The organism is Streptomyces sp. NPDC047002, from assembly GCF_040704505.1.
Taxonomy (GTDB): Bacteria; Actinomycetota; Actinomycetes; order Streptomycetales; family Streptomycetaceae; genus Streptomyces.
In genome coordinates this window covers 1-13,688 of sequence record NZ_JBEYWC010000033.1, presented here as the reverse complement: position 1 = coordinate 13,688, position 13,688 = coordinate 1, and the positions used below count along the sequence as shown (strand labels likewise).

The following is a 13,688-nucleotide window of genomic DNA, read 5'->3' as shown; positions in this document are numbered from 1 at the left end:
CTCGTGCCACGGCCGGCGGGAGGCGGCGGGTCAGCTCTCCGCGGGCCCTGTCACCAGCTCGGACCTCCGCGGTCCCGCGCCGTCGGCGGCTGCGCCGTCCCCGGTGCCACGGGCGGGGCGCGGCCAGCGGATCCGCGTGGCGCAGAGGGTGACGACGAGCGCGCACACGGCGACGGCGCCGAGCCCCCACACGAGACTGGTGGAGTTCGCGATGAAGCCGATCACCGGCGGCCCGCCGAGCAGACCCGTCGTGCCCATGGCGGCGACCAGGGTGAGGGCGTCCGAGCCCTGCGCGGCAGCGGCCACGTACACGCAGGGGGTGACGGCCGCGATGCCGATGCCGACGCAGGCGAAGCCGATCAGGGCGGGCACCACCCCGCCGCTGAGCAGGGCGAGCGCGAGCCCCACTCCGGCGAGCGCGCTGCCCGCCCGCACGACGAGCCCGTCGCCCCAGCGGCTGCGCCAGCCGTCGGCGAAGAGGCGCGCGAGCACCATCATGCAGGAGACGACGGCGATGCCCATGGGCGCGAGTTCGGCCGACGCCCTGGCGACGTCCTTGAGGTAGAGCGCCGACCAGTCGTTCATGGCGCCCTCGGTGACGGTGCCGAAGGCCATCGCGCAGCACATCCACAGCGTCATGCGGGTCGGCAGCGTCCACCGGCCGCGCTTCTTGGCCGCCGTGCCCGGGGCCGCCGGCTGTCCCGCGTCCGCTGACGCCTGCTCGGCGGCCGCTGCCTGCTCGGCGGCGGCTGCCGTCCCTTCGTCCGCGAGGCCCGGCCTGGCGACGGCGAGGAGCAGCAGGAGCAGCGCGGCCGCGACGGCGAAGTGCGCGGTGACCGAGGACGTCACGGCGTTCATGCCGGAGGCGAGCAGGGCCGCGCCCAGCGAGCCCGCGCTGAACGTGGCGTGCAGCCTGGCCATCGCGTTGCGCTTGTACCGGACTTCGAGGGCGGCGCCCTGCGCGTTCATGGAGACGTTGAGGCCGCCGACGAGGACGCCGTCGGCGAGCATCACCACGAGCGCGACCGGGTAGTCGGGTGCGGCGGCGAGCGCGAACAGCAGCAGCGCGAGGCCGAGCGCGGACAGCAGCGCGAGCCGCTGCGGGCCGAGGCGCCGCATCAGCCAGGCCACCAGGGGGAAGGAGGCCGCAGCCCCGACCCCGGTGGCCATCAGCAGCAGGCCGACCTCGGCCGTGCTGAGGCCGAGGTGCGCCTTGATCGCCGGGACCCGTGAGGCCCAGGTGGCGTACTGGAAGCCGAGGGAGCTGAACAGTGCGGCGGTGGCGAGCTGTGCCCTTCGGAACGGATCGGTGACGCGGAGCACGCGTATCAGCCCTTCTCGTGGTGGAGCGGGGTGCCCGGCACGCGGGCGGACGCGGCCCGGGGCACCGGGCGCCTCCCCTGCGCGGGTCCGCGGGTGCGTGCGGGGCCGTGCCCCGCGGTGACCGGCCGGCTCATGTAGAGCGCGCCGGGACCGTAGTCGGCGGCAAGCGCGATCTCGGGGTGCGGGGCGAACCCGCGGGCGGCCCAGAAGGTGTCGGAGCCGCCGACGGCGACCAGCGAGATCCGCAGGTAGCCCTGGGCCAGCGCGGTGGCCGCGAGGTGGCCGAACAGGTGCCTGCCCAGGCCGCGTCCGCGCAGGTCGGCCGCGACGACGAGGTCGTGCAGGTGCAGGTTGCTCGACGCGCGCGCCGCCGCGCCGGTGGCCGCGAGCGCCGGATAGGCGGACTCGGGGTAGGGCAGGGCGAGGGCGTACGCGGCGAGGCGCGCCCCCTGGTGGAGGACGAAGCAGGTGGACGGCGAGGCGCGCACCATGGATTCGAGCGGCGCGCGCCCCTCGGAGAGCCCTGAGGGCGCGTAGGCCGCGGCTTCGAGGGCCACGAGGGCGTCCCAGTCGCCGTCGGCGACGTGCCGTATCCGCGGGCCGCGGCCGGGTGCGCTCATCCGCGCGCCACCGCCCCCGGCCCGGCTGCGGCGGGGGCGCCGGGGTCGGGCAGGCAGGTGTACGGCAGGGGCGCGAAGCCGTTGAACCCTTGCGTCATGTAGCTGGTGGCGTAGGCGCCGCTCGACATCACCCACACCGGGTCGCCGCTCGCGAGGGCCTCGGGCACCGCCACCAGGCCGTGCTCGTGCGCGTAGGCGTCGTCGCTGTCGCAGGTGGGGCCGGCGACGACGGCCTGCACGTACGGGCCCTCCGGGTGGGTGGGGAAGACGAGCCGGTACTGGAGCGCGTCCATCTCGTACAGGCCGTTGAACTTCCCGCAGCTCAGGTAGAGCCAGTGTCTTCGCTCGCCGTGCAGGTCCTGACGCACCGTGAGGCGTGCGGTGTGGGCCCGGATGGCGCCCTGGTCGGCGACGAGGTAGCGGCCGGGCTCCACCAGGAACGACAGGGCGCCCTCCGCCTCGTCCCGCAGCCGCTGCATGCCCTCCCTGATGACCGCGAAGATCTTGTCCGTGGGCGGGTCGAGAGGTCTGCCGCGCACGTCCAGGTAGCCGGCTGCGGGCAGTCCGCCGCCGAGGTTGACCTGGTCGGGGCGGATGCCGACGCGGCGCAGCTCTGCGAGTACGTCCCCGATGCGGTCGAGTGCGGACCGCCAGGCCCCCGCGGTCATCTGCTGGGAGCCGACGTGCACGGAGAGCCCCGAGGGGACGAGTCCCGCGTCCCTGGCGTCGGTGAGGACGCGCACGGCGTCGGCCGGGGAGCAGCCGTACTTGTTGCTGAGGCCCCACAGCGCGCCCTCGCCGTCGGTGGCGAGGCGGCAGAACACCCGGGAGCCGGGGGCGTGGGCGGCGATCGCGGCCACGTCCTGGCGGCTGTCGGTGGCGAAGTCCCGGATGCCGAGCCGGTGGGCGTCGGCGATGTTGCGGTCGGACTTGATGGTGTTGCCGTAGTGCACGGCGGCGGCAGGCACCCCGGTGGCGAGGGCCTGTTCGATCTCCCTGGGGCTGGCCGCGTCGAATCCGGCACCGCTGCCGGCGAGGCAGTCGAGCACCTCTTCGACCGGACATGCCTTCATGGCGAACCGGACTGCCACACCCGGGAGTTCGCCGACCAGTGTCTCGTAGCGCCGGCGGATGCCGGCCAGGTCGAAGACGATCCTGTCCTCGGGCGAGGCGGCGAGGGCCGCGCGCAGTGACGCGCTCCCGGGCGTCATCGGCCGCCCCGCTCCCGCAGGGCGCCCGCGCCCGCGAGGCCGAGGGTCCGTGCCGCGTCCACCAGCGGCCCCCAGGCCTCGGCCAGGAGCGCGAAGTCCTCGATGTCGTGGCGTGCCTCGTCCAGCAGCCGCTGCCCGCGCCCGGCCAGCAGGTCGGCGAACTCGGCGTACTTTCCGCCCAGTCGGCGGTAGGACACGTCGAGCGAGGCGAGCCGTTCGACGTTCGGGGTCCGGTCGAGGGCAGCGCTCTCGCGCACCATCTGGGCGATGAGCGGCGCCCGCAGCCGGTGGCGGTCGTCGAGCAGGGCGCCGCCCGCGCGGCCCATCTGCTCGTAGAGGTGGTTGAAGTAGAGCATCGACAGCAGGAACTTGACGAACCTCAGCTGGTACGCGGTGAATCCGGCGCCCGTCCGCCGCTCGGGCGTGTAGAAGTTGACGATGTCGCGGTTGTGCAGGACGCCGGGCAGCCCGGCGTCGTACACGGCGTGCATGAGGAAGTAGTCGCTGCCGATGGTGTCGGTGGCCGGGGGCAGCGGCAGCTGCTCGTGCACACCGTGGAAGCCGATGTTGCACATGTCGATCCGCATCGGGTCGACCACGGTGAGGACCGCGCGGTCCTCGGTGAACGGCTCGGTGCCCGCGCCTCTGAACGACTCGGCCACGAGCGCGCGTTTCTGCTCCGCGCTCCAGTCCCGCGGCGCCCACAGGCTCACCATGTCGGCGTAGACGCCGGGGTCGAGCTCCCGTATCTCCCCGATGTCGACGGAGAGTTCGCCGATGAAGGAGGCACCGGCCAGCGACACGGGACGGTCGGCGAGCGCCGGGTCGAGTGCGTGGGCGGTGGCGTGGCGCGCCGCCTCGCGGGCGGGCAGGCCGAGGGAGGCCAGCTCGTGGTGGATGGGGTGGACGGGCGCGCCGTCCGCTTCCTGGTAGCGGCTGTCGGAGTCCCTGCGGTGCACGCTCTCGCAGCCGAGGGCCGCGGCGATGAGGAACGCCCGGTTGGTGCAGGCCCCGTAGGAGAGCCCCTCGGGGAGCATGAGGGCGAGCATCAGGTCGGGCTTGGACAGCCCCGCGTGGCGGACGGCCCGCAGCAGGAACTCCCGCTGGCGGTCCTCGTCGAGGTGGTGGACGACGACGCCGGGCGTCTTGCCGAGGGCTTCGAGGGCCGCGGCGTGCCGGGCGCGCACGGCGCCGGGCGCGGAGTCGAGGACGAGCAGGTGCACCTCGACGCCGAACCGCTCGGCCGCGTAGGCCGCTTCCCCGTAGACGGCCGAGAGGGTCTCGGCGCACTCCCGGTTGGTGGGGAGGCTCAGGCAGACTCTGCGCATGCCGCGTCCCCGGTGGTGTCGGCGAAGGGCTGGCCGCTCCAGGAGGTGAGGCCGAGCAGCTTGGAGCCGAGGTCCGTCAGTTCGGCGGGGCCGTAGCGCAGCGACTCGTGCCTGACCGGGTCGCCGAGGAGCGTCTTGTTCCACTCGGGGGTGGTCAGGTGGCGCCAGGAGCGCACGCGGGAGCGGCGCAGCTGCTCGTGGGTTTCGAGCGCGGGCATCATCGAGAGGTACTGCACGGCGCGGACGCCGTCGGCCGAGACGTTGGGCGCGACGCCGTGCGCGAGGGCGCCGTTCCAGATGAGCAGGTCGCCCGCTTCGAGGTCGGGGCGTACGACGGGGTACTCGTCGGGGTCGTAGGCGGGCCTGATCGGGTCGCGGTCCTCGGGCTGGCCGACCTTCCAGCGGTCGAAGTCCCGGAACAGCTCGGGGTTGCACTGGAAGCCGCCCTGGTCGGGCTTGGTGTCGTTGAGCGCGATGATGCCCTGCACGCGCTGCGGCACCACGCCGAGCGTGGAGTCGATGTCCCAGTGCAGCCTGATGTCGAAGCCGCGCTCGGTGTGCGGGATGAGGGCGCGGTCACGGGTCTTCACGTTCGGCGGGTTGAGGTTGAGCCGGTCGAGCGTGACCCACAGCTCCTCGCAGTCCCATACGTCGGCGAACGCGTCGTACACGCGCTGGGCCTGCCGGTTGTCCCAGATGAGCTGGTGCTGGTACGCCTCGACGAAGCCGTAGATGTGCAGTTCGCGGTCGAGGTCGGAGCGGTACTCGCGCTCCTCGTACCAGGTCTCGGGGCGTTCGGGGTCGAGGCCCTGGAAGTCCCAGGCGAACTGGAGCAGTTGCTCGGCGACGGCGCGCGGCACCGCCTCCTTGACCACGGTGTAGCCGTAGGTCTGCCAGAACGCGAAGTCCTCCTCGGACAGCACGCGCAGCTTCTGTTCCTTCTTCAGCTCGCGCAGGGGCGTCTGGGCGAGGTAGGTGTCGGCGTCGGCGCTGAAGTAGGGGACGGGGGACGCAGCTCGGTACAGGTGGCGGTCGGATGCCGGCATGCGGTCGCTCCAAGGCTCGTTCTTCTGTCACGGTCACGGATCGGTGCGCCTCCGGGCGCGCGGACGCGGCGGAGGGACCGGTGTGGGGGGACATGCACGGCCGCCGCCTCACACAGCGGTGTCGCGGGACCGGTGGACGGGCCGCGCGGGGGCGGGCCGTCTCGCGGGCGCCGAGGGGCGCCGTCAGGAGGCCGTTGTCGCGACCGGGGCCGCCCGCGGGAGGGGGGAAGGGGGCGCCGGCCGGGTGGGGTTCAGGCGGTTGCGCGGGATCGGGGGTCGGGGGGCACGCACGGCCGGGCCGCGGGAACGGCCGCCGACGGTGTGGTTCTCAGCGGATACAGCACCAGCTTCTCGCCCCTTGCACTTGCCCTTGCGCTTACCGCCCGTCGCCGTACGGGCCATGGACGCTCGGCGCGTCCCAGTGGTGGTGCGCGGCGGACGGAAGGACCGGCGAGGCCGGTTCGCGTCCTGCGCCGCACGCGTCACCCGCGTTCCACCAAAATGGACTAGACCAACTCGCCTGTCAATAGCGGCATCCGGCCGCACCCGGCGCCGTGACGCCTTACCCGGGGGCCGCACGGGGAGTCCACTGCGGGGCCGCAAGGGGGCGCGGCGGGGAGTGGGACGCACCGCCTGCGCCCCCTTGACACCTCGATTGGTACAGGCCAATATCCAATTGGCCTGTACCAATCACACCCGCTCGCTCGGTATGTCCCCGCTCCCCCGGAAGGCCCGGTCGATGACCTCCAGCATGCACACCAAGGACGTGCGCAGGCTCGCGCTCTCCGTTCTCCAGCCGGGTTTCGTGGGCACCGAGGCGCCGGACTGGGTCCTGGGCGCGATCCGCGACGGCCTGTCGTCGGTCGTGCTGTTCACCCGCAACATCGTCTCGCCCCAGCAGGTCGCGCGCCTGACCGCGCAGCTGCGGCAGGAGAACCCCGACCTCGTCATCGCGATCGACGAGGAGGCGGGCGACGTCACGCGCCTCGAATCGGCCACCGGCTCCACCCGGCCGGGCAACTTCGCCCTCGGCGCGGTGGACGACGTCGAGCTCACGGAGTCCGTCGCGCGGGACCTCGGCAGGCAGCTGCACGCGGCCGGCGTCAGCCTCGACTACGCGCCGAGCGTCGACGTGAACTCCAACCCGGACAACCCCATCATCGGCGTGCGGTCCTTCGGCACCGCGCCCGACGTGGTCTCGCGGCACACGGCCGCCTGGGTCCAGGGGCTCCAGTCGGCGGGCGTGGCCGCCTGCGCCAAGCACTTCCCCGGCCACGGCGACGTGGCGGTCGACTCCCACCACGGGCTGCCGAGCTACGACGCCGGCGTGGACGAGATCGCCGAGCAGGCGCTGCCACCGTTCCGCGCCGCGCTCGCCGCGGGCGTGCGCGCCGTGATGAGCGGCCACCTCCTCGTGCCCGCCTACGACCCCGAGTCGCCTGCCACCCTCAGCCGCCGCATCCTGGTCGAACTGCTCCGCAAGGAGCTGGGGTTCGACGGGCTCATCGTCACCGACGCCATCGAGATGGGCGCGGTCACCGGCCTGTACGGCATCGGCGGCGCCACCGTGCGGGCGCTGGCCGCAGGCGCCGACGCGATCTGCGTCGGCGGCGAGAGCGCCGAGGAGTCGACGACCCGGCTCCTCACCGCGTCCGTGGTCGACGCCGTCGCCTCGGGTGAACTGCCGCTCGACCGGCTCGCCGAGGCGAGCGAGCGGGTGCGGGAGTTCGCCGACTGGTCGACCAGGCTCGGCGATGCGGTCCCGGTCGACCCGGTCAGCCGGGACATCGGCTATGTCGCCGCGCGCCGCGCCGTCCGGCTGAGCGGGCCTGCGGCGGACGCCCTGCCGCTCGCGGACGCCCCGCACGTCGTGGAGCTGGTGCCTTCGACCAATCTGGCCATCGGCAAGGAGACGCCGTGGGGCGTCGCCGTGCCGCTGCGCGAGCGCGTCCCCGGCACGACCTTCGTCCGCCTGCACCCGCAGGAACTGGCGAAGGGCCCGGCCGCCCTGCGCGAGTACGGGCTCGCGCCGGCGGCCGGACGCCCCCTGGTGGTGGTCGTACGCGACGCCGCCCGGCACGCCTGGATGGGCAGCGCGCTCGCGGACCTCACGGCGGCACGGCCCGACGCGATCGTGGTGGAGATGGGCCTGCCCGGCGCGGCGACGGCCCCCGGGTCGCTGCACATCTTCACGCACGGCGCCACGGCTGCCTCCGGGGTGGCGGCCGCCGAGGTCCTCGCCGGCTCGCGCCGCACCGCCGACGCGGCACCCCAGGCGTCCGAGGTGCTCGCGGCCCCGCGCGTCTGACACGGCGCCCGGGCCGCCTCATACGGTGAAGCGGTCCGGGTCCGCGGCCTCCCAGTCCGCGGCCCAGTCAGCGGGCGGCTCGTCGAGCAGCCTGCCGGGTTCGAGCCACTCGTACAGCTCCTCGTAGGAGCGCACGGTGTACGGGTCGATCCTGCGGCGCAGCATGTGCGGCCGCAGCTGCGCCGGGTCGGTGACGCCCATGGACGCCATGATCTGGAGGGCGCCGGCGACGGTGGCCTCCTGGAGCCTGCGGACGCGCTCCGTCTTGTCCCCGACGTGCAGGGCCCGCGCCCTGCGGGGGTCCTGGGTGGTGACGCCGGTGGGGCACGTGTTGGTGTGGCAGCGCTGCGCCTGGATGCACCCCACAGCGAACATCATCGCGCGGGCCGCGTTGCCGTAGTCGGCGCCCTGCGCCAGCCGCTTGACCAGGTCGGCGCCGGTGGCGATCTTGCCGCTCGCGCCGATCCTGACGCGGTCCCGCAGCCCCGTGCCGACAAGCGCGTTGTGCACGGTGAGCAGCCCCTCCGTCAGGGGTGTGCCGATGTGGTCGGCGAACTCCAGGGGCGCGGCACCGGTCCCGCCCTCGCCGCCGTCCACGACGATGAAGTCGGGCGCCGTGCCCTCGTCGAGCATCGCCTTGCACACGGCGAGGAACTGCTGCCGCGAGCCGGGGCAGATCTTGAACCCGGTGGGCTTGCCCCCGGCCAGCTCCCGCATCCTGGCGAGGAAGCGGACCAGTTCGCGCGGCGTGGAGAAGACGCGGTGGTACGGCGGCGAGACGACCGTGCGCCCCTCGGGCACGTCCCGTACGCGGGCGATCTCGGCGTTGACCTTGGAGCCGGGCAGCACACCGCCGATGCCGGGCTTGGCGCCCTGCGACAGCTTCAGGGACACGCACTTCACGCTGTCGTGGGCCGCCTTCTGCGCGAACTCCCCCGGGTCGAAGCCGCCGTCGCGGGTGCGGCAGCCGAAGTAGCCGGTGCCGATCTCCCAGACGAGGTCGCCGCCCGGCCTCAGGTGGTACTCGGACAGCCCGCCCTCACCGGTGTCCTGGGCGAAACCCCCGGCCGCCGCACCGCCGCCCAGCGCGAGGACCGCGTTGGCCGAGAGCGAGCCGAAACTCATCGCCGACACGTTGAGCAGCGCCATGTCGTAGGGGCGTGTGCAGTCGGGCCCGCCGATGCGCACCCGCGGCGGTGTCTCGGGCACCGGGCGGGGCGCCATGGAGGGGACGAGGAACTCGTACCCGGTCGCGTAGACGTCGCGCTCCGTGCCGAACGGCTCCTCGGCCGCGGTGCCCTTCGCCCGCTCGTAGACGATGCTGCGGGTGTCGCGGTCGAAGGGGCGGCCGTCGTAGCTGCGCTCCACGAAGTACTGCTGCATCTCGGGGCGGATGCTCTCCAGCAGGTACCTGGCGTGGCCGAGCACCGGGTAGTTGCGCAGCACGGTGTGCCTGCGCTGGAGCAGGTCCCACAGGCCGAGCGCGGCCAGGAGCAGGAGCGGCACGGCGCCGAACGACCACCATGGGGAGACCCCGGCCGCGAGCGCCGCGGCGGCCACCGCCGCACACCACAGGAGAACCACCGAGCCGATACGTGTCACACGGAACGCGTTGCCCGGCGCGGGCGGCCCACACCTGGCGGCGGCCCAAAAATCCCCCAAGGCCCGCGGCAGGCGGGTGCGGGCGGTGTCACACCGGCGACCCGGCGCGGCGCGCCTGACGCCCGCGCCCGCCGGGGCCGTCCTCCCGCGCGGCGGGCAGGGGCGCGGCGGGCCGGGCGCGGTGCCATGCCGCGTCCCGCAGCAGGCGCAGGCCGTTGAGCCCGACGACCACGGTGGAGCCCTCGTGGCCGAGCACCCCGAGCGGCAGCGGCAGCCGGCCGGCGAGGTCCCACGCCACGAGGCCCGCGATGAACACACCGCCGATCACGAGGTTCTGCACGACGAGCCGCCGCGCGCGGCGTGACAGCGCCACCACCGCGGGCACGGTGGCCAGTTCGTCGCGCACGATGACGGCGTCGGCCGTCTCGAGGGCCAGGTCGGAGCCCGCGCGGCCCATCGCGACGCCGACATGGGCGGTGGCGAGCGCGGGCGCGTCGTTGACCCCGTCGCCCACGACCAGCACCCGCGCTCCGCGCGCCGCCTCGTCCCCCACGGCCGCCGCCTTCTGCTGGGGCAGCAGTCCGGCGCGTACGTCGTCGATGCCCACCTCGGCGGCGAGCCGGGCCGCGGCGCGCTCGTTGTCACCGGTCAGCAGCGTCACGCCGGTCCCGGTGAGCACGGCGAGGGCCGCGACGGTGCGGGCGGCGTCCCCGCGCAGCCGGTCGGCGACGCCCAGCACGCCGACGGCCCGCCCGTCGCACCTGACGAGCACGGCGGTGCGCCCGCCCGCCTCGATCTCCGCCACCAGCGGCGCCGCGCCGGAGCGCGGGCCCCGGGCCGCGGGGTGGCGCGCGGGCGCGCCGACCTCGACGGTGCGCCCTCCGACGCGCGCCCTGACGCCGACACCCGGCTCCGAGGCGAAGTCCTCGACGTCGGGCAGGGCGAGGCCGCGCTCCCCCGCGGCCGCGACGACGGCCCGGCCGAGCGGGTGCTCGCTGGGGTGCTCGGCTGCCGCCGCCAGGGCGAGCAGTTCGTCGGCGCCGAGCCCGCAGCCGGGCACCGGGCGCACGTCCGTGACGCGCGGGGTGCCCTCCGTCAGCGTGCCGGTCTTGTCGAGCGCGACCCGGTCCACCTGGCCGAGGCGCTCCATCACCAGCGCCGACTTGACCAGCACGCCGTGGCGCCCGGCGGTGGCGATGGAGGCCAGCAGGGGCGGCATGGTGGCGAGCATCACCGCGCACGGCGACGCGACGATCATGAACGTCATGGCGCGCAGCAGCGCGGTCGTGACCGGGGTGCCGAAGGCGAGCGGGACCAGGAAGACCGCGAGGGTGGCGGCCACCATGCCCAGGGAGTAGCGCTGTTCGACCTTCTCGACGAACAGCTGGGCCGGGGCCTTGGTCGCCGACGCCTCCTCCACCATGGCGACGATCCGGGCGATCACCGAGTCCGCCGGGTCCCTGCCGACCGTCACGCGCAGCGCGCCGGTGCCGTTGAGGGTCCCGGCGAACACCTCGTCACCCGGCCGCTTGGCCACCGGCAGCGGCTCGCCCGTGATGGTGGCCTGGTCGGCCTCGCTCGCCCCGTCGGCGACGTGCCCGTCCGCGCCGATCCGCTCGCCCGGGCGCACCAGGACGGTGTCGCCGACCGCGAGTGCGCCGGTGGGCACCCGCTCCTCCCGCACGGCGCCCGAGGGCGCCGCCACGAGCCGGGTCGCGGTGGCGGGCGCGAGGTCGAGCAGGCCGCGCACGGCGTCCCTGGTACGGGCCGTGGCCAGCGCCTCCAGGGCGCCCGACGTGGCGAAGATGACGATCAGCAGGGCGCCGTCGAGCACCTGGCCGATGGCGGCGGCGCCGAGCGCCGCGACGACCATCAGGAGGTCGACGTCGAGCGTGCGCTCCCGCAGGGCGCGCAGCCCCGCGAGGCCGGGCTCCCATCCCCCGGTGGCGTAGACCGCCACGAACAGCGGCCCCCAGGCCCACGCGGGGGCTCCTGCGAGGTCGAGCGGGAGCGCGGCGAGGAACAGCAGCAGGGCGGCGAGCGCCCACCGCGCCTCGGGCAGGGCGAGCGCGCGGGTGCGGCGGGCCGGCGCGGCGAGGCGGCCCGCGGGGGCGGACGGAAGGGGCGGGGCCTGGGTGGGCGTCATGGCGGAGCGTGCCCTTCGCACGGGAGCGGAGACCGACGGCGCCACCCTAACAGGAATACTTGAACATCCATTCATGGATCTGAGTCCGTAGGATGGGCCCATGGGCCACGGAGCAGCTCCCCAGGACGGCGGTCACGGCGAAGGCGAAGCGCCGCGCACGCGGCTGACGCCGCAGAACGCGCAGCAGGTCGCGACCGCCCTCCAGGCCCTGTCCACGCCCTCGCGGCTGCTGATCCTCGCCCACCTGCGCGAGGGGCCCTGCGCCGCGACGGAGCTCGCGGCCGCGGTCGGCATGGAGCAGAGCGCCTGCTCGCACCAGCTGCGCCTGCTGCGCAACCTCGGCCTGGTCACCGGCACGCGCACCGGCCGCTCCGTCGTGTACGCGCTGCACGACAGCCATGTCGCCGCCCTCCTCGACCAGGCCGTCCACCATGTCGAGCACCTGCGGCTCGGCCTGGTGGACCCGCCGGCGCGTGCGGCAGGCCGCGCGGCCGCCCCGGCCGCGCGCTGATCCCGCCGCGCCCCTTCCGTACGCGACCGCGGCGCGCCGCCGTACGGGTGGCACGGGACACCCCGGGTGCATGAGCGGTGGCCCGCCGGGCACTCGGTGCGGGACCGCACCGCGTCCGACTGGTGAGGAGGGGCTCCGATGCCCGCAGGATCGAACCGCAAGCGTGAGCGGCAGTACGAGCACATCAAGGAGAGCTCGCAGGAGCGCGGCGCCTCCCCGGGGCGTGCGCAGGAGATCGCCGCGCGCACCGTGAACAAGGAGCGCGCGCGCAGCGGCGAGGCCGGCTCCGCGGGCAAGGTGTCCACGCGCGACCCCAAGTCCGCGTCGCAGCGCGGTGGCGAGCGGTCCCACAAGGGCCCGCAGAGCCCCACGAGGGACCAGCTCTACGCCGAGGCGAGGAAGAAGAACGTCGAGGGCCGCTCGTCCATGAACAAGGACCAGCTGCGGCGGGCGCTCGGGCGCTGACCCCCGGCCGGAGCCCGGCCCCGCCCGGACGGGGGCGTTTCACCTCGCGACGGCGGGCTACTCGCGGATCATGGTGCGAATCGGATACACGATGATGACGGAGCAGGCCGGGCCCCGCGAGCTCGTCGGGCACGTGGTGGGCGCCGAGCGTGCCGGGTTCGACTTCTCGGTCACCTCCGACCACTTCTTCCCCTGGCTCACCGAGCAGGGCCACTCGCCGTACGCGTGGAGCGTGCTGGGCGCGGCCGCGCAGGCCACCTCCCGCATCCCGCTGATGACGTATGTGACCTGCCCGACGACGCGCTACCACCCCGCCGTGGTCGCCCAGAAGGCGGCGACGGTCCAGCTGCTTTCCGAGGGCCGCTTCCGCCTCGGCCTCGGCTCGGGCGAGAACCTCAACGAGCATGTCGTCGGGGACGGCTGGCCCGGCGTACGGGAGCGCCAGGAGAAGCTGGCCGAGGCCGTGGAGATCATCAGGCGGCTGTTCGCCGGCGGCTACGTCTCGTACCGCGGCACGCACTTCACCGTCGACAGCGCCAAGCTCTGGGACCTGCCGCAGACCGCGCCCCCGATCGGGATCGCCGTCTCGGGCGAGAGCTCCTGCCGCATCGCGGGCGAACTCGGCGACCTGGTGATCGCCACCGAGCCGAAGCGCGCCCTGCTCGACGCCTTCGACCGGCACGGCGGCGCCGGAAAGCCCAGGGTGGGCCAGGTGCCGGTCTGCTACGACACGGACCGCGACGCCGCCGTGGCGCGGGCGCACGCGCAGTTCCGCTGGTCCGTCGGGCCCTGGCCCGTCAACGCGCAGCTGCCGACGCCCGCGGCGTTCGACGGCGCGACCCAGTACGTCACCCGGGACGACATCGCCGAGGCGATTCCCTGCGGCAGCGACGTGGCGGCGTTCGTGGACGCCGTGCGGGCCTACGCGGACGCGGGCTTCACCGAGGTCGCCCTGGTCCAGATCGGCGGTGACCACCAGGAGCCGTTCCTCGGCTGGGCGGAGAAGGAGCTGCTGCCCGCGCTGCGGGAGCTGTGAGCCGGTCCCGCGTCAAGCCGGTCGTGTCGGAGAAGAGCTACGCGCTCCTCGACGAGAACAAGTACACGTTCGTCGTCGACCCGCGGGCCAAC

Annotated in this window: 11 protein-coding genes and 1 pseudogene; 5 read left to right on the top strand and 7 right to left on the bottom strand. The window is 74.5% G+C overall.

Annotated elements, in window-relative coordinates; translation table 11 throughout:
* Positions 1-30 precede the first annotated feature (30 nt).
* Genes AB0910_RS25400 through AB0910_RS25380 form a run of 5 tightly spaced genes read right to left on the bottom strand, consistent with a single transcriptional unit; the run spans position 31 to position 5,528 of the window.
* Positions 31-1,323: an MFS transporter gene (locus tag AB0910_RS25400; protein WP_366746951.1), complete on the bottom strand. Its 1,293-nt coding sequence runs from the start codon at positions 1,321-1,323 to the stop codon at positions 31-33.
* A gap of 5 nt (positions 1,324-1,328) precedes the next feature.
* Positions 1,329-1,943: a GNAT family N-acetyltransferase gene (locus AB0910_RS25395; protein WP_366746950.1), complete on the bottom strand. Its 615-nt coding sequence runs from the start codon at positions 1,941-1,943 to the stop codon at positions 1,329-1,331.
* Positions 1,940-3,154: a type III PLP-dependent enzyme gene (locus AB0910_RS25390; RefSeq protein ID WP_366746949.1), complete on the bottom strand. Its 1,215-nt coding sequence runs from the start codon at positions 3,152-3,154 to the stop codon at positions 1,940-1,942. Before AB0910_RS25390 ends, AB0910_RS25395 begins: the two co-directional genes overlap by 4 nt.
* A complete protein-coding gene (locus AB0910_RS25385; protein WP_366746948.1) occupies positions 3,151-4,482 on the bottom strand; it encodes a DUF6271 family protein in 1,332 nt (443 codons plus the stop codon). The genes AB0910_RS25390 and AB0910_RS25385 overlap by 4 nt, the downstream gene beginning before the upstream one ends.
* Positions 4,464-5,528 (bottom strand): phytanoyl-CoA dioxygenase family protein, encoded by a 1,065-nt coding sequence (locus tag AB0910_RS25380; RefSeq protein WP_366746947.1) that lies wholly within the window; start codon positions 5,526-5,528, stop codon positions 4,464-4,466. The genes AB0910_RS25385 and AB0910_RS25380 overlap by 19 nt, the downstream gene beginning before the upstream one ends.
* A gap of 739 nt (positions 5,529-6,267) precedes the next feature.
* On the opposite strand from AB0910_RS25380, the gene AB0910_RS25375 reads away from it, so the two are divergent.
* A complete protein-coding gene (locus tag AB0910_RS25375) occupies positions 6,268-7,836 on the top strand; it encodes a glycoside hydrolase family 3 N-terminal domain-containing protein (protein WP_366746946.1) in 1,569 nt (522 codons plus the stop codon).
* Positions 7,837-7,854: 18 nt separating this feature from the next.
* Here the strand turns inward: AB0910_RS25375 and AB0910_RS25370 are convergent, their stop codons facing one another.
* Positions 7,855-9,420, bottom strand: coding sequence for an FMN-binding glutamate synthase family protein (locus AB0910_RS25370; RefSeq protein ID WP_366747006.1), 1,566 nt, complete (start codon positions 9,418-9,420; stop codon positions 7,855-7,857).
* 106 nt (positions 9,421-9,526) lie between these two features.
* Entirely contained in the window at positions 9,527-11,584 is a 2,058-nt protein-coding gene (locus AB0910_RS25365; RefSeq protein WP_366746945.1) for a heavy metal translocating P-type ATPase, read from the bottom strand.
* 100 nt (positions 11,585-11,684) lie between these two features.
* On the opposite strand from AB0910_RS25365, the gene AB0910_RS25360 reads away from it, so the two are divergent.
* The 4 genes and pseudogenes from AB0910_RS25360 to AB0910_RS25345 all read left to right on the top strand — a co-directional run.
* Positions 11,685-12,095 (top strand): metalloregulator ArsR/SmtB family transcription factor, encoded by a 411-nt coding sequence (locus AB0910_RS25360; RefSeq protein ID WP_366746944.1) that lies wholly within the window; start codon positions 11,685-11,687, stop codon positions 12,093-12,095.
* A 138-nt stretch (positions 12,096-12,233) separates the two neighbouring features.
* On the top strand, positions 12,234-12,560 hold the full coding sequence (locus AB0910_RS25355) for a plasmid stabilization protein (protein ID WP_366746943.1): 327 nt from the start codon (positions 12,234-12,236) through the stop codon (positions 12,558-12,560).
* Positions 12,561-12,630: 70 nt separating this feature from the next.
* A complete protein-coding gene (locus AB0910_RS25350; RefSeq protein WP_366746942.1) occupies positions 12,631-13,596 on the top strand; it encodes an LLM class F420-dependent oxidoreductase in 966 nt (321 codons plus the stop codon).
* Positions 13,554-13,688, top strand: a pseudogene (locus AB0910_RS25345) (50S ribosomal protein L23); the annotation flags it as partial. The gene AB0910_RS25350 and the pseudogene AB0910_RS25345, both read left to right, overlap by 43 nt.